The 17,856-nt window shown below is 68.4% G+C and carries 22 protein-coding genes; 15 read left to right on the top strand and 7 right to left on the bottom strand.

Annotated elements, in window-relative coordinates; all coding sequences use genetic code 11:
- The first annotated feature begins 25 nt into the window (after window positions 1-25).
- From LBW94_RS03885 to LBW94_RS03900, 4 genes are all read left to right on the top strand, one after another.
- Entirely contained in the window at window positions 26-670 is a 645-nt protein-coding gene (locus LBW94_RS03885) for a GntR family transcriptional regulator (RefSeq protein WP_225060971.1), read from the top strand.
- Window positions 671-843: 173 nt separating this feature from the next.
- Window positions 844-1,866 carry a dihydrodipicolinate synthase family protein gene (locus LBW94_RS03890; RefSeq protein ID WP_225060972.1) on the top strand — a complete coding sequence of 341 codons (1,023 nt, stop codon included), beginning with the start codon at window positions 844-846 and terminating at the stop codon, window positions 1,864-1,866.
- A gap of 4 nt (window positions 1,867-1,870) precedes the next feature.
- The gene (locus LBW94_RS03895) at window positions 1,871-2,728 is read left to right on the top strand and encodes a hypothetical protein (protein ID WP_225060973.1); all 858 of its coding nucleotides are present in this window, start codon (window positions 1,871-1,873) and stop codon (window positions 2,726-2,728) included.
- Window positions 2,725-3,162 carry a nuclear transport factor 2 family protein gene (locus LBW94_RS03900; RefSeq protein ID WP_225060974.1) on the top strand — a complete coding sequence of 146 codons (438 nt, stop codon included), beginning with the start codon at window positions 2,725-2,727 and terminating at the stop codon, window positions 3,160-3,162. Before LBW94_RS03895 ends, LBW94_RS03900 begins: the two co-directional genes overlap by 4 nt.
- 47 nt (window positions 3,163-3,209) lie before the next feature.
- On the opposite strand, the gene LBW94_RS03905 is transcribed toward LBW94_RS03900, so the two are convergent.
- Window positions 3,210-3,836: a hypothetical protein gene (locus LBW94_RS03905; RefSeq protein ID WP_225060975.1), complete on the bottom strand. Its 627-nt coding sequence runs from the start codon at window positions 3,834-3,836 to the stop codon at window positions 3,210-3,212.
- Window positions 3,837-4,285: 449 nt separating this feature from the next.
- On the opposite strand from LBW94_RS03905, the gene LBW94_RS03910 reads away from it, so the two are divergent.
- Window positions 4,286-4,744 (top strand): hypothetical protein, encoded by a 459-nt coding sequence (locus LBW94_RS03910; protein ID WP_225060976.1) that lies wholly within the window; start codon window positions 4,286-4,288, stop codon window positions 4,742-4,744.
- 84 nt (window positions 4,745-4,828) lie between these two features.
- Here the strand turns inward: LBW94_RS03910 and LBW94_RS03915 are convergent, their stop codons facing one another.
- Both LBW94_RS03915 and LBW94_RS03920 read right to left on the bottom strand, forming a co-directional pair.
- Window positions 4,829-4,993, bottom strand: coding sequence for a hypothetical protein (locus LBW94_RS03915; RefSeq protein ID WP_225060977.1), 165 nt, complete (start codon window positions 4,991-4,993; stop codon window positions 4,829-4,831).
- Window positions 4,994-5,049: 56 nt separating this feature from the next.
- Window positions 5,050-5,787 (bottom strand): IS3 family transposase, encoded by a 738-nt coding sequence (locus LBW94_RS03920; RefSeq protein ID WP_266269795.1) that lies wholly within the window; start codon window positions 5,785-5,787, stop codon window positions 5,050-5,052.
- A gap of 191 nt (window positions 5,788-5,978) precedes the next feature.
- On the opposite strand from LBW94_RS03920, the gene LBW94_RS03925 reads away from it, so the two are divergent.
- The gene (locus LBW94_RS03925; protein WP_225061100.1) at window positions 5,979-6,359 is read left to right on the top strand and encodes a hypothetical protein; all 381 of its coding nucleotides are present in this window, start codon (window positions 5,979-5,981) and stop codon (window positions 6,357-6,359) included.
- A 401-nt stretch (window positions 6,360-6,760) separates the two neighbouring features.
- On the opposite strand, the gene LBW94_RS03930 is transcribed toward LBW94_RS03925, so the two are convergent.
- Entirely contained in the window at window positions 6,761-7,492 is a 732-nt protein-coding gene (locus LBW94_RS03930; RefSeq protein WP_225061101.1) for a hypothetical protein, read from the bottom strand.
- A gap of 139 nt (window positions 7,493-7,631) precedes the next feature.
- Between LBW94_RS03930 and LBW94_RS03935 the strand changes: the two genes are divergently transcribed.
- Window positions 7,632-8,657: a hypothetical protein gene (locus tag LBW94_RS03935; protein WP_225061102.1), complete on the top strand. Its 1,026-nt coding sequence runs from the start codon at window positions 7,632-7,634 to the stop codon at window positions 8,655-8,657.
- Between the two features lie 1,021 nt (window positions 8,658-9,678).
- Here LBW94_RS03935 and LBW94_RS03940 read toward each other — a convergent pair.
- The gene (locus LBW94_RS03940) at window positions 9,679-10,551 is read right to left on the bottom strand and encodes an NAD(P)H-binding protein (RefSeq protein ID WP_225061103.1); all 873 of its coding nucleotides are present in this window, start codon (window positions 10,549-10,551) and stop codon (window positions 9,679-9,681) included.
- 77 nt (window positions 10,552-10,628) lie between these two features.
- Here LBW94_RS03940 and LBW94_RS03945 point away from each other — a divergent pair, with 77 nt between their 5' ends.
- The 3 genes from LBW94_RS03945 to LBW94_RS03955 all read left to right on the top strand — a co-directional run bounded on the left by LBW94_RS03945 (window position 10,629) and on the right by LBW94_RS03955 (window position 12,880).
- Window positions 10,629-11,228, top strand: coding sequence for a TetR/AcrR family transcriptional regulator (locus LBW94_RS03945; RefSeq protein ID WP_225061104.1), 600 nt, complete (start codon window positions 10,629-10,631; stop codon window positions 11,226-11,228).
- Window positions 11,229-11,358: 130 nt separating this feature from the next.
- Complete coding sequence (locus LBW94_RS03950) at window positions 11,359-12,114, top strand: sulfite exporter TauE/SafE family protein (protein ID WP_225061105.1); 756 nt, start codon at window positions 11,359-11,361, stop codon at window positions 12,112-12,114.
- A gap of 13 nt (window positions 12,115-12,127) precedes the next feature.
- Window positions 12,128-12,880, top strand: coding sequence for a sulfite exporter TauE/SafE family protein (locus LBW94_RS03955; RefSeq protein WP_225061106.1), 753 nt, complete (start codon window positions 12,128-12,130; stop codon window positions 12,878-12,880).
- A 16-nt stretch (window positions 12,881-12,896) separates the two neighbouring features.
- On the opposite strand, the gene LBW94_RS03960 is transcribed toward LBW94_RS03955, so the two are convergent.
- Window positions 12,897-13,679, bottom strand: a complete 783-nt coding sequence (locus LBW94_RS03960; protein WP_225061107.1) for a serine protease — start codon at window positions 13,677-13,679, stop codon at window positions 12,897-12,899.
- Window positions 13,680-13,792: 113 nt separating this feature from the next.
- Between LBW94_RS03960 and LBW94_RS03965 the strand changes: the two genes are divergently transcribed.
- Complete coding sequence (locus LBW94_RS03965; RefSeq protein WP_225061108.1) at window positions 13,793-14,284, top strand: pyridoxamine 5'-phosphate oxidase family protein; 492 nt, start codon at window positions 13,793-13,795, stop codon at window positions 14,282-14,284.
- A gap of 28 nt (window positions 14,285-14,312) precedes the next feature.
- Here LBW94_RS03965 and LBW94_RS03970 read toward each other — a convergent pair whose 3' ends face one another.
- On the bottom strand, window positions 14,313-15,122 hold the full coding sequence (locus LBW94_RS03970; protein WP_225061109.1) for a hypothetical protein: 810 nt from the start codon (window positions 15,120-15,122) through the stop codon (window positions 14,313-14,315).
- A 134-nt stretch (window positions 15,123-15,256) separates the two neighbouring features.
- Between LBW94_RS03970 and LBW94_RS03975 the strand changes: the two genes are divergently transcribed.
- The 4 genes from LBW94_RS03975 to LBW94_RS03990 all read left to right on the top strand — a co-directional run bounded on the left by LBW94_RS03975 (window position 15,257) and on the right by LBW94_RS03990 (window position 17,853).
- Entirely contained in the window at window positions 15,257-15,643 is a 387-nt protein-coding gene (locus LBW94_RS03975; protein WP_225061110.1) for a VOC family protein, read from the top strand.
- A 67-nt stretch (window positions 15,644-15,710) separates the two neighbouring features.
- Window positions 15,711-16,133, top strand: a complete 423-nt coding sequence (locus LBW94_RS03980; protein ID WP_225061111.1) for a pyridoxamine 5'-phosphate oxidase family protein — start codon at window positions 15,711-15,713, stop codon at window positions 16,131-16,133.
- A gap of 217 nt (window positions 16,134-16,350) precedes the next feature.
- A complete protein-coding gene (locus LBW94_RS03985; RefSeq protein WP_225061112.1) occupies window positions 16,351-16,872 on the top strand; it encodes a GNAT family N-acetyltransferase in 522 nt (173 codons plus the stop codon).
- Between the two features lie 57 nt (window positions 16,873-16,929).
- Entirely contained in the window at window positions 16,930-17,853 is a 924-nt protein-coding gene (locus LBW94_RS03990) for a hypothetical protein (protein WP_225061113.1), read from the top strand.
- Window positions 17,854-17,856 lie beyond the last annotated feature (3 nt).

A 17,856-nucleotide genomic window follows, 5' to 3' on the forward strand; every position in this document is an offset into this window, starting at 1 on the left:
GGCCTCGAGCTTCGAAGGAATCCCCATGACGACCACCGAACCGGCGCTGCTCGCGGAATCGGTGTACGCCGCCCTGCGTGAGGACATCCTCTCCGGCGAGCTCGCCCCCGGCACGCCGCTGAGCGTGCCGGCGCTCGCGGCCCGCCTCAATGTCAGCCGCACCCCCGTGCGGGAGGCGGTGCAGCAGCTGATCAACGAGGGCATCGCGGTGTACACCCGCAACGCGGGCGCGAAGGTGAGCGCCGTCGACGAGGAGACGATCACCCATGTGTTCCAGGTGCGCGAGGTGCTCGACGGCCTCGCCGCCTACCACGCCACGCTGCGCGCCACCCGGCGCAACGTCGCGGATCTGACGGTCATGCTGGACGAGCAGCGCGCCCTGCTCGGGGCGGCGGCGGATCGGCACCGCGACGCCCGCCTGGACCTCGACTTCCACACCGCGATCCGCGACATCGCGGAGAACCAGCCGTTGCGCGACGCCCTGTTCCGGCTCGACAGTCAGGCACACCTCTACCGCTCCGACATGTGGACCTTCGACGACAATCGCCACGCGGCGCTCGCCGAACACGAGCGCATCCTGACCGCGATCACGCACGGCGACGCCGAGGGCGCCCGCTCGGCCGCCTGCGCGCACGTGGCGGGCATTCTGGTGCGGCTGCGCCGTGGATGACCTCGCGCGGCCGTGGCGGGGCCGCCATCGGTGAGTCGTCGCGCTCACCGGCGACGGATGGCGGTCCTGCTGACACCGGCCCTTGACTTACGGGTCCTCAAGGTACAACAGTAAACAATACAGTACTGCCCTGACGCACGGGGCGGAGGCCGGTTGCAGCAAAGGATTTCGTCATGCCATCTGCACGGGAAGCACGGGACTGGGCGGCCGCAGGCGGCCTGCACGGGATCGGGGACTCGCTCTACACGCCGTTCTCCGGCCGCGACGGTGACGATATCGACCTCGACGCCTACCGGGCCCTGGTCCGGTACTGCGTCGGCGATCTCGGTCACGAGATGCTTTGGCTGACAAGCGGTTTGGCCGAATGGTGGGCGCTCACCACCGACGAGCGCAAGCTGCTGGTGGAGGTGGCCGTCGACGAGGCCCGGCAGGTGGCGCCGTCGACGGTGATCCAGGCGTGTACGAGTTCGATGTCCGCGAAGGAGGCGGTCGAGCTCACCCTGCACGCGCAGCGGACCGGCGCCGACATCTGCTACCTCCAGACCCCGCCGATGGAACTGCACGGCGGTGAGGGCGCGCTGCGGTTCTACCGGTACGTGGCCGATCGCACGGATATCGCACTGGGACTGTTCAATTCGCCCTCCTCGGGCTACGTGCTCACCCCGGACGAGATCGCCCGCATCCACGACGAAGTGCCGGCGGTGTGCGCGATCAAGCAGGGCACCATGCACTACGCCGCCAGCGCGCAGATCCACCGGCTGGCACCCGAACTGGTGATCTGGGAGTGCGACCTGATCGCCTACCGGGCGGGCTGGCTGCAACTGGGCATCCTCGGCCCCGCCCAGCTCGGCACGGCCGGTTACCTCCAGGAGACCCCGGACAAGCCGATGTGCACCGAGTACTGGCGGCTGATCTGGGCGGGGGAGCTCACGGCGGCGGCCGCGTACGCCGAGGAATCGGGCTACGACCGCCTGATGTCGGAGGTCGGCCCCTGGTACACCGGCTATCCGGGCCGGCCGGGCTATTTCACCCACTGGGGTGAGGCGTTCCGCTACGCCGCCTCGGTGCTCGGGCTGCCGCTGGGCGACTACCCGCACGGGCGGGCGCCCCAGGGCCTGCTCCCGGAAGAAGGTAAGCAGCAGATCCGCCGCGCGTTCGAGAACGCCGGACTGGTGCAGAGATCCGTGGAGGTGTAGCGCGATGGTGCGCGATATCCGTGAACTGACCGACGACCCCGAAGCATATGCGGCGGAACTGCATTCGCGCTGGACAGGGCTGCTGAGCTATCGGTACATAGGCCGCAACCACGGCTCGATGAACACCGGCCCCGAGGACGATACGGTGACGTTGCGCCGCGACATGCGCAACGCCGCCGGTGGTCTGCTGGTGGCCCCGCTGTCGATCAGCTCGCCCGAAGGCGCGGTGGGTTCCGATCTGGAGACGGTGCCCAATCCGGTCGTGCACTCGTGCCAGATCCTGGACCCGGGCGTCGATGTGCGGCGGATCGAGGTCGTCGACTCCGAGGTACTGCATCCGGGAACTCGCATGGGGTACAGCCGATCCCGCATCGTCGACGCGGACAATCCGAAACGGGTCCTCGCCCTCACGGAGGGCCAGGGCGTACGCCTCGGCACCCCGCCCGGCGGGTTGCAGAAGATGGACGAGGACAAGCTGGACATCGTCGACTCGCCGGACCTGCCGCCGCTGTGGCAGGCGTTCGGAGCGTCCCGGCGCGCGGACGGACACTGGGTGCTGCCGCCGTTGGCGACCCATGTCGCCTCACCCGACGGCGCCTTGCACATCGGCCCGCAGCACGTCGTATTGGAAACCGCGGCAATGGATCTGGCCGCGGCGTCGGCGGGCACCGACCTGTTGCAGATGCGCTCGTGGCACGTGATGTTCCTGGCGCGGGCGAAGACCGGCCCGTTCCGGGTCGACGGCGAGGCGTACCCGGGCCCCGGCGACCTGATCGCTGTTCGCCTCACGCTGCACGACGAAGGCCATGGCGGCAAACGGGTTTCGGCCGCCTCGGCCCTGTTGCAGGTGGTCCGGCGATGACCGGCGAACTCGTCGAACGCCTCGCCCGGCTCGAGGATCTCGCCGAAATCCAGCAACTCTACATCGATTACGGCCGCCACCTCGATGCCGGTGACCCCGTCGCCTACGCCGAACTGTTCGCCCGCGACGCGAAACTCCGCCTGGGCCCGGTGATGCGCGCCGACGGCCGGGCCGCCATCGAGGCGGTCGCCACCGAGGTCCTGCGCGCCGGGGACGAGCGAACCGTCCACGTCCTGGCGTCGCCACGCATCACCCTCGACGGCGACCGGGCCACCGGCGAATGCGTCTGGGTGGCCATCACACAACCGGATTCGGGCTCGCCACCGGTACGAGTGGGCAGGCACCTGGACAAGCTGGTCCGCGAGGACGGCCGGTGGCGGTTCGCGGAACGGAAGGGGCTGATCGACGTGGGGACCGTCTCCGCGCCGGGGTAACGGGATCAGCGTTGCATCAGCAGGGCGGCAGAACCCGCGTGGGCCGCTCACCTGGCCGGTGGCGTCGGCGGCCCGAATCCCCTGGGCGCCACCGGCCGGGACCGGATGCTGCGCAGCACGGCGACGATGACGACAACCGCGATACCCGGGAAGATTCCGCCCAGTCCCAGCACCAGCGCGAGCACCACCGTACCGGCGATCGAGGAACCGAGCCCGCCCCCGACCGCCACCGTGACATCGGGGCCGCCATCGGTGAGCAGGTGATACTGCCCGTCCTGGCCGACCCGGAACGAGAACTCCGCTCGCCCTTCGTGTCCGCCCATCTGATAGGTCACGTTCGAGCCGTAGTCGTGCATCGGCACGACCTGACCGTCGGGCCCGGTGAGCCTGACCCGAACCCCTTGCGACGTATCGCCCGACGAAGCCCCGGAGAACTCGAGATAGCCGGTGTAGTCGTGCCCCGCCGACAGTTGCAGATCCCCGGAACCGGGAACCGCGACGCGCTGGAAGTGGTCGACAGTGTTCGTCATCCGGGTGAATCCGCCCACGCCGACCGTGACGGCGCCGACGATTCCCGCCACGATCACCACGATCCCGGCGACGATCCACCAACCGGAGGGCTTCTTGCGCGGCGGCCGAGAGGGGGGAGCGGGGTACATACCCGGCTGGGACATGATCGAATCCTCTGCCGTGCCGACCGCGCCCGACCGGTGCATGTCGCGTGCCGCTCCCAAACTATCCTATGCGGCAACCGGATCGAGGATATCCGGAGCTCTCCGGGGTTGATCGAATCCGCAGACGGCCCGAATGATCGCACCAGATGTCCAACCCCGGCAAGGGAACAACCCGGCCGAATTCCACGGTGGGTGATGGTGGTCTCGCACCGAGATCGCCGCGGCGGACCCCATCCTGCTCGACCCGCACTCCTCTCGCTTCCTCGGCAGACTCCGCGCTCCGGCGTGGCGGCCGATGGCGCTGAAATGCCGGTTTCTCCGGCGTTGCCAGGCGAGCCGGTGCACGAAGCAGGATGCGGTGGTAGTCGAATTTCGGCCGGACACTTGGACTCCGGCGCATATTCCGCGAAAGTGGCAGAGCATGTGCCGAAACCGTCCGGAGGGGTGAAATGACACGATCGCGTGTTCGGCGTATTGCGGTGGCGCTGGCGCCGCCGCTCCTGTTCTCCGTCGCATGCGGCGGTTCCACCACCACGACGACATCCAGCGGAATACCGGCGGCGTGCGACGTACTGACCAGGGACCTGGTCACCCCGGTGGCCGGCTCCGACGCCGTGCAGCACAGGACCGACCCGGGACTGGACACCTACCCCAACCACTGCACGTTCACCAGCTCCACGGCGACAGTCCAGATCGTGATCGCTGATTGGAGCCAAATCGGGTACCCGGCCGGCCAACTCGTACCCGGAATCGGTGACGAAGCACACGTAGCGCCGGGGGGAATCCTGTACGCCCGCAAAGGCGCACGCGGGCTCATGGTGGCGGTGACGTTTCTCCCCGGCACGGACCCCGGTGCCAAGGTCGCGGCCGAAAAGAGTGTGGCGCCGAAACTGCTGGCCAAGCTCTGACGACAGGCCCCAACACAATCGACACCCACCCATCATCGAATATGGGACAGAGCCGGTTTCGATGAGCGCAGTCGACGTTCCGGGTCAGCGTCGAATGCCCTTCCAGTGCGCCGTATACGCGAGCAACGTCGCTACCGAGATGACACCGGTGGTCATCGACAATGCCCGCGACAGTCCTATGATGTCGGCGAAGATGCCGATGGCGGGCGGGGCGAGCAGCAGACCGCAGTAGCCCAGAATCGTTGCCACCGATATACCGTTCGGCCCGCCGTACCTGAGGTTCCCCCCGAACCGTGGACAGCTGGTTACGCAGCGTTCGCTGCGACTGTCATGATGGACTGCTCATAGCGGACGGGACTGATGCCGCCGATCGCGGAGTGTCTTCTCGTAGTGTTATAGCGTATGATCCATTTGTCAACTGCGGCAACGAGTTCAGCCTTGGCAGTGAAGGTGTGCCGGTAGTAGAACTCGTGCTTGAAGGTCGACCACAGCGATTCGGCGGGGCTGTTGTCCCAGCATATGCCGGTGGCTCCCATCGACCGGCGCAGCCCGTGCCGGGCACAAGCTTTCACGGTCAGGCCCGCGGTGAACTCGCCGCCACGGTCCGAGTGCAGAATCGTGCCACGCACCTCACCGCCGCGCACGGCCACGGCCTGCTCGATCGCGGTCTGGACCACGTCCGCGCCGATATGGTCGGCCACAGCGTGCCCGAGCACCCTGCGAGGGTGCCCGTCCCGGATGGCACACAAGTACATATCGCCTTCACCGCAGGTCGAATAGGTGAAATCGGTAGTCCATACCGCGTCCGGGCGGCCCTGATCGAATACCCGGGCCACCAGATCCGGTGGGAACGACGCGGCCGGATCGACCACCGTCGTGCGAACCTTGAACGTGCGCGGGCTGATGCCCTCGATCCCGAGCGCGGCCATGATCTTCGCGACAGTCTTGTAGCTCACGATCTCGCCGCGTTCGCGCAGCTCATCGGTGATCCGCGGGGACCCGTAGGTGCCCCCGGAGCCGGCATGCACGTCCAGGATCTTCACCCCAACAGGACCGACCGTCCTGTCAAATCGGTGTCCACTACCCGGGGTGAACCTCAATGGTCCGCTGTGCCGCCACGACGTGATCAGGCCCTCGTTGTCAGCCCCGCGCCCGCGGGGATGGTCCGGCGATCGGGAACCCCGACAGTGCGGAGCGGCTGTCGGCCCCGCGCCCGTAGGGTTGTTCCCGTGGAGTGACGGCTGCGGCCGCCGCTGATGCGGCGGCCTGGCACCCGCTTACCCGGGCATCGGATGTGGTGAACGTTACGACCGCTGTCGTGGCGTGCGTCGTGATACCGATTGTGGTTGTCGGGCTGAGCGAAATCGACATTCAGCTGCGGATAACCTGTCAATATAAAACTGACGGAGATGCGTGGTATCGACAGGATGCCGCCGCGCGGTCCGGGCGCCGGACAACGCGCGTGCGGCCCTGCGTTCCGGTGTGGTGGTGCTGGTCTATCCCGGGGCGCGGTCTGGCGCCCGACGATGTGGACGCCGCCTGCGAGCTGGTGACCGAACACATGCGGAGGCTCTCGACGCTGTCGCAGCGCCAGCGGTATCCGGTGATCGGCTGAGCGCGGATATGGGGAAGCCCCGGGGACTAGCCTGCCCCGGGGCCTCGGTTTGCCGCCGAATTGCGTTGTGCCGACACGTTTAAGGACGGAGTGAGTCTGAGGTTAACGTGGCGCTCTACGATTGAGCTACGGCCCATTGGTGGCTGAGCCGGCGGGAGTTGAACCCGCAACCTCCACGCTGACAATCCGTTCTCTCGATTCGGCACACGGCGGCGAATGCTGAAGCTGGAGCGATAATGTGAGATTGAGTGGGTGGCGGCGCCTCTACCGATTGGGCTACCCCACCAGGAGTGGTGGGGGAAGGACTCGAACCTTCACTGGACCGCTGTACCCGTCACATCGAACTTCGGTTTCAGCTTGCGCTCCTTGCGCGATATCGAGATTAGACGGTGTGGCCGCGCTCAGCCAAACAAATATCCGAAGACGTGCTCGCCCAGCTTGCGCTGCGTGATCTCGGCGTTGTTGGCCTCCTCGCGCGCGAACTTCACCGCCTGCTGCAGCTTCTCCACCCGGTCGGTGAGCTCGTTGACCCGCTTGGCCGGCAGCGCGCCGGAGAACTTGATGGTCCGCCAGTAACCGACCACCACATCCTCGTGGTACACCTCGACCTGCGCCGGATGTTTCTCCGTCGCTTCGGCTTTCACGTGGTTGCGTGGAATCTTCTTGGTGCGCACCGTCTGCACCGGTTCGGTGGCGTAGCAGTCGGCCGAGGAGTCGTACTCCCAGGACTCCGAGGCGTCGAGCACCGGCAGCTTGCGCACGAAGGTGTGCAGATCCACCAGTTGCTTCTCCAGGAACAGCAGGTAGGTGACGGGCGCGCCCTCGATCAGGGTGCGGCCGTCGACCACCACATCGGCGGTGGCCGCGCAGTTGGCCCAGTCCTTGGTGGCGACGACGTCGAAGAGTTTGGTCAGGATGTCGGCCGTGGTCGCGAGGACCTCCTCGGACTTCACCTGTACGCGCGTCGACTCGGGCGGCAGCTGCTCGCCCTCCTCGTCCTTGGGACGGTAGGTGCGCGAAATTCCGCTCAGCAGCGGATTCTTGCCCAGCTTGTGGTGGGCCTCGGTGAGATCGGAGAAGGTGCGTGACTTGATCCCTTTCTCGACGGCGACAATCTGATTCAAACGTGTCATGCCGGCACTGTAGCGGCGATCACCTGCGGCCGCCCAGCGGTTTTCGTCGATAAGCGACCTCATCGAGTGTCAGCGGCTCGACGCGCGAAGCCATTCGCCGCGCCATAGTCTGGGCGTTCGATGACGAATGGGGGAGCGCATGCGGTGGTCGCTGTGGTGGCGACGGACGTGGATCGCTGGACTGACGGTGCTGGGGCTCGTCACCGCCGTGGTCGGCGGAATGGTGGTCGCGCTGCGGCTGGAGTATGCGGGGACGCCGACCGCGCACACCAGGGGTCGGGACGCGCTCTGGCTGGGGCACGAGTGGATCGATGGTCGCAAAGACGAAGGCGACGTCGCCGTGTTGAAGGCGCAGTTGGCCGATACCGGCATCAAGGATCTCTACGTCTTCTCCGGTCCGCTCGACTCCGATGGAAGCCTGCCCGACGACCGGCATCCCAACGCGTCGTGGTTCGTCGACGCCGTCCACCGCGAAATTCCCAACGCCCGGGTACAGGCATGGTTGGGAAACTTCGTCGCCCCGGAGTATCCGGACGAATTGCATCTCGACGTCCCCGGCGTGCGGGGGAATATCCTCGCGTCGACCGGTCAGCTACTGGATCTCGGATTCGACGGCGTGCATTACGATTTCGAGCCGATTCGCTCGGGCACCGCCGATTTCCTGACCCTGCTGGACCAAGCCCATGCCCTCACCGCGGGCCGTCACGCGCTGCTGTCGATCGCCGCTCCCCAAATCGACCCGCTACCTGGACTGCACGCCCCCTACCTCGCCGTCGCCGGACATGAAAAGTGGTGGTCGCAAGCGTATTTCGCCGCGGCGGCACATCGGGTGGATCAAATCGCCGTAATGTCCTACGACACGGCCATGCCCTACCGATTCATGTACGGTGGCTACGTCGCCGAACAGACCACACTCGCCTTACAGGTAACGCCCCCATCCGTCGACTTACTGATGGGCCTACCGGCCTATCAGACGGAGAACATCGCCCACCACAGTTCAGCGGAAACCGTTGACGCGGCAATCCGAGCGATCCGGCTGGGCTTGGGCCGCACAGATCCCGCACGGCCCGCTTTCGGCGTCGCCCTTTTCGTCGACTACACCGCCACACCCGCGGACTGGGCCGCCTACCGATCCAACTGGGTGACCACCGCACCGACCAGGTGACCGAAGTGGATTTCTCAGCCTCGAGGTGTCCGTGGGCCAACGGCGCCGTCGGAGACATCCGGACGGGGACTGACTGGGCCCCGATAGCGGGTCCACCGATCCCTTCGTCGACTACCACGGTGGCCTCGGATCGGTCGGCAAAACGCTACCCGCCGACGACGGCACACCTGAAACTTGGGGACAGCAAGCCGCTGCGCGGCCCGACACTCCGGGATTGCCGCTGCCGCAGCCCATCCCGGACCAGGTCGCCGCCTGGGCTGCCCGGAACGGATGCGGGGCCGAACCGGCCACCACCCATCTCGCTGCCGATATCACCGAACTCGCCTACCCGTGCCCAGCGGGCTCGGACGTCGAGTTCTACATTGTCGACGGAGGCGGGCACACCTGGCCGGGGAGCACGGCGACCTTCTATCCTGCCGCCGTGGTGGGCGCTACCACCAACTCCATCAGTGCGAACGACGTCATCTGGAACTTCTTCCGAGCCCACCCACTCCAGGGCCCCATAAACTCTCGAGGGCAGCAGAACCTGGCGCCCAACCCGTGATTCCTCTGTATTTGTCAAGCGGGTTCGGCGTGGCCTGTGAATGAGGTTGAGGCTGTGCGTCTTTCGTCTCGGATCATGGTCCGCCAGCAGAGGTCGGCCAGGCGGCGTTCGAGGCAGGGTTCGGCTTCTTTCGGGGGTCCTCTGCTCGGCGATCTTCTGTCGGTGGTTCGGCGTGCTCCCCGCACGCGCAGGTATTAGCCGCACGCCGCCGAGGCGAGAAGCCGTACACGCTGTGCTCCCGCACATGCGGGGATAGATCCTTGCGTATCGGGAACTTCAGGAGGCGCTTCCCGCGCTCAGGGGTGAGCCCGACTTCGGTTTCTGACCCCGGTGGCCGGGTCTGGATGCTCCCGCAGCATGGATCAGCCGAGCTCTGGGTGACCCGTTCGGATGTGGTGGCTTTGCTCGGGCATTGCCAGTGCGCAGTGTGCCAGGACAGACGTGAACTGGCGGGACGAACGGGACAGTTCGACTGTCTCAGACCCGGTCTGCAGAGGCGGTGGCAGGGGAGAACACGGCAGCGTTGTGCAGTGCCCATTCGCCGTATGACCTGGGCGGACGGCCCAGCACCGCCTCGATGTCGGGGCTGATCTCCAGTTCCGCCGGGAGGGGGGAGCCGAGGATGTCCAGGGTGTGGTCGGCGACCGGGGCGGGCATGAAGCGGAGCATGTTCGTGAAGGCTTCGGCGCGGGACACTTCCGCGAACGGGATCGGGTGGCCGAGGGCGGCGGACAGGGCTTGGGCCTGGTCGCGTGGGGTGACCAGGGCGGGGCCGGTGAGGGTGTAGGCGTGGGCGTGGTGGCCGGGCTCGCGCAGGGCGGTGGCGGCTACGGCGGCGATGTCGGCCGGGTCCACCACCGGCAGGCCGACGTCGGCGAAGGGGGCGGTGATCGGCCGGCCGGCGCGGACGGGTTCGATCCAGGCGTAGGTATTGGAGGCGAAACCGCTGGGGCGCACTATCGTCCACTCGAGGGTCGAGGCGGTCAGGGCCTGCTCGAATTCGAGAGTGCGAGCGTAGCCGGCACTGCCGGGGCGGGTTACCGCGCCTTGTGAGGAGAGGAACACGACTCGGCGGATGCCTTGGGCTGCCAGGGATTTCAGCAGGAGGTGGGGTTCGGGTCCGGTGGTGAGCTGGGGGCCGGTGATGAGCAGGAAAAGGGTGTCGGCGCCCGTCACGGCTGTCGCGAAATCGTCGGGGTTGCCGATGTCGGCGCGGCGGTGGGTGGCGCCCGCGGGGAGGTCGGCGGGGCGTTCGCCGCGTGAGATGGCGATGACCTGCGCGCCCGCCTCGGTGAGGGTACGTACCAGGATGCTGCCGACGTTTCCGGTTGCGCCGGTTACCGCGATCATTCGATTCACTCCTGAGTTAGTTGGCTGACTAAATCGACTTTAGGGCATGAATCGGGCGGCTGTCTATAGTCAGTTGTATGACTGACTCAGTGCCTGTGCGGGTGGGGAAGCGGGAGCGGCTCGCGGATGCGGCGGCCCGGGTCTTTCACGAACAGGGGGTGGAGAAGACGACGATCGCCGATATCGCGCGGGTCGCGGAGGTGCCGGTGGGCAACGTCTACTACTACTTCAAGACCAAGGATCAGCTGATCCAGGCCGCGATCGGGGCGCATGCCCGGACCGCGCGGGAGGTGCTGGCGGAGCTGGAGCGGTACGAGACACCGGCGCAGCGGTTGCAGGCGCTGGTCCGCGGGTGGGTCGAGCAGCGGGAGACGGCCGTGCGATTCGGTTGTCCCTCGGGGACGCTCGCCACGGAGCTGGACAAGCGGGCCGACGGGCTGGACGAGGAGCTGGCGGCGGTCATGCGGGAACTGCTGGGCTGGATCGAGGCGCAGTTCGCCGCGATGGGGCGTGCCGATGCCCGTGAACTGGCGGTGGCACTGCTGGCCTCGTATCAGGGTATTTCGTTGCTCACCAACACGTTTCGTGATCCTGGGCTGATGGAGGCGGAGGGGCGCCGGCTGGTGGCGTGGATCGACTCGCTCGAGGCTGTGACCAGTCGCACAGCCGATCGGTAGTCGCCGGGTTCCGGAATTCGAGCCCAATTCATAGGATGTTTGCGGCGGGCGGCGGTGGCGATCACCGGGCGCGCGGGCAGGGTGCCCGGGCCGGCCACCGCGAAGGGTTGCGAGCGTTGAACGGGTGCCGGTGACTGCCGTCGAAGTGGTCGAGTTGCTGCTGGTCGGGTTCGCGGCCGGGCTGGTGAGTGTGCTGGTGAGCCTCGCGTCGCTGGTGTCGTATCCGGCGCTGCTCGGGCTCGGGTTGTCGCCGGTGTCGGCCAATGTCACCAATACGGTGTCGCTGGTGTTCATCGGGATGGGATCGGCGGCGGGGTCGCGGTCCGAGCTGGCGGGTACCCGGCGGATCGTGTTGCGGCTGGGCGCGGTGGCGGCGGCGGGCGGGGCGGCCGGATCGGCGCTGCTGCTGGTCGCGCCCGCGGTGACCTTTCAGGCGGTGGTGCCGTTCCTGATCGGCGGGGCCTCGGTGTTCCTGCTCGGGCAGCCGTATCTCGCGCGCCGGCGGGAACGTCGTGCGGCGGCCGAGCCGTGGTGGCGGGCGCCGGTGCTGTGGATCGCGATGTTCGGTGCGTCGGTGTACGCGGGGTATTTCGGTGCGGCGGGCGGCATTCTGGTGCTGGCGATCATGACGGCGATGTTCCCGCAGTGGACCCCGCATCGGGTCAACGCGGTGAAGAACGTGGTCGCCGTGTTCGCCAACGGGGCCGCGGCGATCGGATTCGCCGGATTCGGGCCGGTGCACTGGAGTTTCGTCGTTCCGCTCGCGGTCGGGTTCTTCCTCGGCGGCCGGGTCGGCCCGGTGGTCGCGCGCCGGTTACCGGACAACACGTTGCGGGTGGTGGCCGCCGGGTGCGGGATCGCCATGGCCGTGAAGTTCGCGTTGTGATCGGGGTGTGCCGGTGACGGTGGTGCTGGCGCTCGAGTTGGTGGCGGTGGGGTTCACTGCTGGGTTGGTGGGGGTGCTGACCAGCCTCGCCTCGTTGATCTCGTATCCGGCGCTGCTGGCGCTGGGGTTGTCGCCGGTGGTGGCCAATGTCACCAACACGATGGCGTTGCTGTGCAACGGGATCGGGGTCGCGGCGGGCTCACGCGCGGAACTGGCCGGGCGCGGGGCGGTGGTGGCGCGACTCGGCGCGGTCGCGGCGGCCGGTGGGACGGTCGGCGCTGTGCTGTTGCTGGTGGCGCCGGCGGCCACCTTTCATCGGGTGGTGCCGTTCCTGATCGGGGGCGCGTCGCTGTTCCTGCTGGCGCAACCGTATCTGGCTCGGCGCCGGGATGGATCCGGCGGGCCGGACGGGCGGATGTCGTGGGTGCTGCGGGTGGCGTTGCTGGCGGCCGCGGTCTACGCCGGGTATTTCGGCGCGGCCAGTGCGGTGATGATCTTCGCCATCCTCACCGCCATGTTCCCGGCGTGGACCGCGCAGCAGGCCAATGCCGTCAAGAGCATCGTGAACATGTGCGGGAACGCCACGGCGGCGGTCGGATTCGCGTTCTTCGGGCCGGTGCACTGGAGTTTCGTGGCGCCGCTGGCGCTGGGCTATCTGCTGGGCGGCCGGGTCGGGCCGGTGGTCGCGCGGCGGCTGCCCGGCACCGCGCTGCGCGTGCTGGCCGCCGGATGCGGGCTGGTCATGGCCGTGAAACTGGCCCTCTGACAGTCGATTCCGCAGTTCAGAAGGCGGTGGAGGAGACGCGGGCGTAGACGCCGGGATAGCCCGGTTGCGCCGAACCCTTGCCCCACGAGGTGACACCGGCCAGTTTGCCGTCCACCAGCAGCGGGCCACCGCTGTCGAATTCGCCGGTGTCGGCGGTGGGTGAACCGGCGCAGAACGCCTCGCCCGCATCGAATTCGGTGCCGTAGGCGGTGGTGCAGTCGACGTCGGCGGCCAGTGGCACCGTCACCGTGTGCAGGCGGGAGTTGGACCAGTCGCCGTCGGCGGTCGCGCCCCAGCCGACCACCGTGCCGGTGTCGCCGTGCGGCGCGGCGACCGCCACCGGGGTCACCGCGACCGGCTGCGCCAGCGTGAGCAGCGCGAGGTCGTGGTGATAGGTGAGATCGCTGTCGAAGATCGACACCCGGAACCGCGGATCGATCCGGATGTTCTTGATGCCCACGGTGATTCCACCGCCCTGGGCGAGGTCGCCGCGGTCGAAGGTGGCGGTCAGCGCGCCGGGCGCCTCCTGGGCCAGCACGGCGCAGTGCGCGGCGGTGATCACCTGGTCGGGGGCGATCAGGGCGCCCGCGCAGAACTGACCACCGGGCCGCATCGCGAAGGCGGGGGTGCCGATCGCCGCCAGCCAGGGATAGGCGCCCGGCGCGGCCTCGGCCCCGCCGACGATGGCCGTGGCCGGTGCGGCGGTGACGACGGCGGCGACCGCCAGCGCCACCGCGGCGAGGGCCGCGGCCGCCGCTCCGGTCGTGGCCGGGCGGGTATCGCGTGATGAATCCTGCATGGTGACCGCCTCGATGCTCGGAATCGATGCAACGAAGCGACATTCAACCAGATCGCAGCGCCGGATACCCGACCGGACCGCGGATGTCGGTGCCCTGGACTACGGTGCCCGGCATGACGACTTGGCGTGAGTTCGCGACCACCGCCCCGCTCATCTCGGCGCTCTTCCTGCGGCGTCACGCGGCGGCGAAAAATCTGTGCCTGCTGGCCACCACCCGCTCCGACGGTTATCCGCGCATCAGCCCGATCGAGCCGCGGGTCTTCGAGGACCGACTGTGGCTGGTCGGGATGCCGGGCACCACGAAATTCAAGGATCTCCAACGAGATCCGCGCTTCTGCCTGCACACCGCGACGGTCGACACCGAGGTCACCGAGGGGGACGTGAAGGTGTGGGGCATCGTCACCGACGTGCGCGACGGCGCGGTGCGGGCCCGGTGGTTGCAATCGTTGTACGAGGAGACGGAGATCGACTTCCGGGACGAGAATTTCGACACGTTCTTCGCCGCCGACCTCACCGGCGCGTCGGCGGTCGAGGTGCGCGACGGGCATATGGATGTGCACATCTGGAAGCCCGGGCAGCAGGAGTACACCGTGCGCAAACATTGATCCGGGGAGTATCCGGGCCCGGCGCCGGTCAGCTCGCGGCGTGCACCGCCGCGAGCCGGGCCGCCCGGATCGCGTTCCACAGCGGCCGCAGCAGCGTCTCCTGCGCGGACATGGCGCTGGCCGAGGTGGGGGCGGAGGCCGGTTCGCGCTGGGCGACGGTCAGGATGGCCGCCACGTGGTCGGCGGTGTCGAGAATGCGGCGGGCCCGCAGCGGAATCGAGTCCGGATACTCGTGCCGGGCGTAATCGGCCAGCTCGGCTTCGACCAGCTCGCGGGGGTCGTCGCTGCCGGCGTTCAGGCCGGTGGTCTGCAAGCTCATCAGCGCGTCGGCGGCGTCGCGGACGGCCTGCCGCATCGCGTATTCGGCCTCGCCCAGCGGTATGTCCGGCTCCGGAACCGCCGGAATCACGGTGCGGAAGACAGCCCACTGCACAGTGTCGTCATCGACCCACTGCGGTACCAAGCCGGTGCCCTCGGCGCCCGGAACGCCGATCAGGACGCCTTCCTCGGCCTCGAGCGCGGCCGCGCCGAATTCGCCGGCCGGGGGTAGTCCGCGCACATCGCCCGGTACCGGCAGGACCAGGCGCAGGCGGCTGCGCGCATCGCCGGTTTCCTCGCGGATCAGCTTCAGTAGCACCATGATTCCCGCGCCCTGTCCGTCCGGTACGTCACCGGCCGGCCAGGGCAGCCCGGTGTGCCCGCCGGTTACCGGGTCACCGGCGGCCACGGTCTGGCGCGTTGCCCACGCGCGCAAGGCGTCCAGCACGTCGTCGGGCGCACTACGCCCGGCCAGCCACGAGCCGGCCCACACCGTCAGCGTGGCACTGGGAGAGCACATGATTCGAGGATAACCAGTGGTCACGCTCGACAACGTGCCGGACGGCCGGATTCGGCCGAAACCGCGGCCCGGACGGGCGGAATCTGGTTCTCTGATACGGAGAAGATCATTGAACAAAGGTGAGGTGGGCGGACATGGCGGTGCGGCAGGTCGAGATCGGGTTGGTCAGCGCCGACGACGTCATCGTGGACTTCTACGCGCTCGCCTTCGGCCTGGAAAGGATCCCGGCGAGCGAATCCCGTTCCGGGACACTGCATCGCCTGCAGGCCGACGGCATCTCGATCAAGGTGATGGTGCCGGCGCGGACACCCGCCCCGGCCGATCGCGCGGCCGCGTTCCTGGATGTGACCGGCTTGCGGTACCTCACCTTCCACGTCGACGATCTCGACGGTGCGCTCGATCGCGCGGTGACGGCCGGCGGGGCCGTCCTGCACGGACCGCTGGAGATCGGCGGCGGGCGGCGCGTGGTGGTACTGCGCGATCCCGACGGCAACACCGTGGAGGTTACCGCCGGTCCCTGACCTGTCGGACCCGGCGGCTATCGTGGGCCTGTCCGAACCGCGTGATTTCGTCGAGAGGACCTGTGCGATGCCGAAGATGACACCCTCCGAGCGTGCAGCTTTCCTGGCCGAGGTACATGTGGGCGTGATCGCGGTCGAACGACCGGACCGGGCCCCGCTCGCCGTCCCGATCTGGTACGGCTACCAGCCCGGTGGCGAGGTGCTGTTGTGGACCGAGGCCGGGTCGGTGAAGGAGAAATTGATCCGCACGGCCGGTCGATTCTCGCTGACCGCGCAGGTGGAGGAGCCGCCCTACCGGTATGTGACCGCGGAGGGCCCGGTCGTCGGCATCGATACCGCCGACCTCGAGACCGCCCGTGGCATCGCCGACCGATATCTGGGTGAACAGGCCGGCGCGGCCTTCCTCGCGGAGAACCTCGGCCCGGAATCACTGATCATCCGGATGCGTCCGGAACACTGGTTGAGCACCGACTACTCCAAGGCGGAATAGGGCGTCGCCCGCATTCGGCCAGCCGATGTGAATCGGGCATCACGGACAATGGTCGGCACCGGATGCCCGTCTCGGCGAGACGGCCGTCCGGCATCGTCGTACCGCGCAGTGCCGCGAAAACGGATTGCGCGTCCTGCGGCGTGGCGGCCACCATGGCGACATGTACCCCGAGCCGCGCACCCGTCCGCCGGAAAGTCTGCCGCCACGGCGAATCGACTTGGGAGACTTGCTGATCCGGCAGTGGGAGCCCGCCGACCTGATGCCCAGGTTCGAGGCGATCACCGCCTCCTACGAGCACATCCACCCCTGGATGGAATGGGCCGCGCAGCCGATCACCCTGGAGCAGCAGCGCGCCTTCGCCCGCGCCGCGACCGGTTGGCCCAGCGCGGAGGGCAGTTTCAACTACGGCCTCTTCGGCGTCGGCGATGCCGGGCAGACCGTGCTGGGTGCGGCGGGCCTGCACGACCGGCTCGGTGACCGGGCGCTGGAGATCGGCTACTGGTGCCACGTCGACCACACCGGCCGCGGTGTGATCACCCGCAGCGCGGCGGCCCTGACCGCTGTCGCCTTCGCCCTGCCGGGTGTCGACCGCGTGGAGATCCACTGCGATGCGGCCAACCTCCGCAGCGCCGCGGTGGCGCGGCGACTGGGCTATCGGCTGGACCGCCTGGAACCGCGCGAGGTCCGTGCCCCCGCCGAGAGCGGCCGGGGCATGGTCTGGGTGAAATTGCGGATGTAAGCGGTGGTGGCGGCGGTGTTCCGGTGCCCGGTACACCGGTGGTGGAGAGGAACCACCATGGATATCCGGGGATCCTGGGACACCGTCACCGCAGCGCTCGGCCAGGTCAGCGGCCCCGGCCGCCGCAGCGGCGACTGGGTCCGCTACCTGTGTCCGGTGCACGAGGCCGACGGCCGCCGCCATCACCCGTCGCTGGGTGTCGTCTACAATCGCGGCAAGCGCAAGACGATCGTCCGATGCTTCGCCGGCTGCCGCGACGAGGACATCCTCGCCCGCCTGGGCCTGCGCGTAAGGGACCTCTTCGACGGCCCGCCGCCTGCCCGCCCCGCCCGGACCGCTGCGACCGGGCGCGCGGTGACGCTCGCGGATCGCGCGATCCTCGCCGCGGGACTACCGCTGACCGTCTGCAAACCGGACCTCGGCCCCGCCACCGGACCGGGCCGCGTGGCCGCCACCTACCTCTACACCGATCCCGGCGGCCGGCCCCGAGGCCGGGTGATCCGCGTCCACACCCCGCACCGCAGCGGCCGGGCGAAACACTTCTGGCAGCAGCGCTGGGCCGAAACCGGTTGGTGCAACGGCGGATTCGGCGCCGTACCGTACCGCCTACCCGACCTGCTGACCGGAATCGCCGCGGGTGCCGACATCTACGTCTGCGAGGGTGAGGCCGACACCGACACCGCCCGGCACGCCGGTGCGATCGCCACCACCAACGCCGGCGGCGCCCACAACTGGCGCCCGGAGCACGCCGCCTGCCTCCAGGGCGCGGCCCAGGTGTGGATCGTCGCCGACCGCGACCCACCCGGCTACCGCCGCGCGGCCGCGGTTGCCGGCACCCTGCTCGGTCTGGTCGACCGGATCCGGATCGTGCAGGCCCGCGACGGCAAGGATTTCACCGATCATGTCGACGCCGGTCACGACCTCTCCGACCTGGACCCGATCCCGTTGCTGGACGACCACTTCCGATACCTCGCCGAATGAGTG

The sequence above is a fragment of the Nocardia sp. alder85J genome (assembly GCF_020176955.2).
In the GTDB taxonomy this organism is placed as follows: domain Bacteria; phylum Actinomycetota; class Actinomycetes; order Mycobacteriales; family Mycobacteriaceae; genus Nocardia.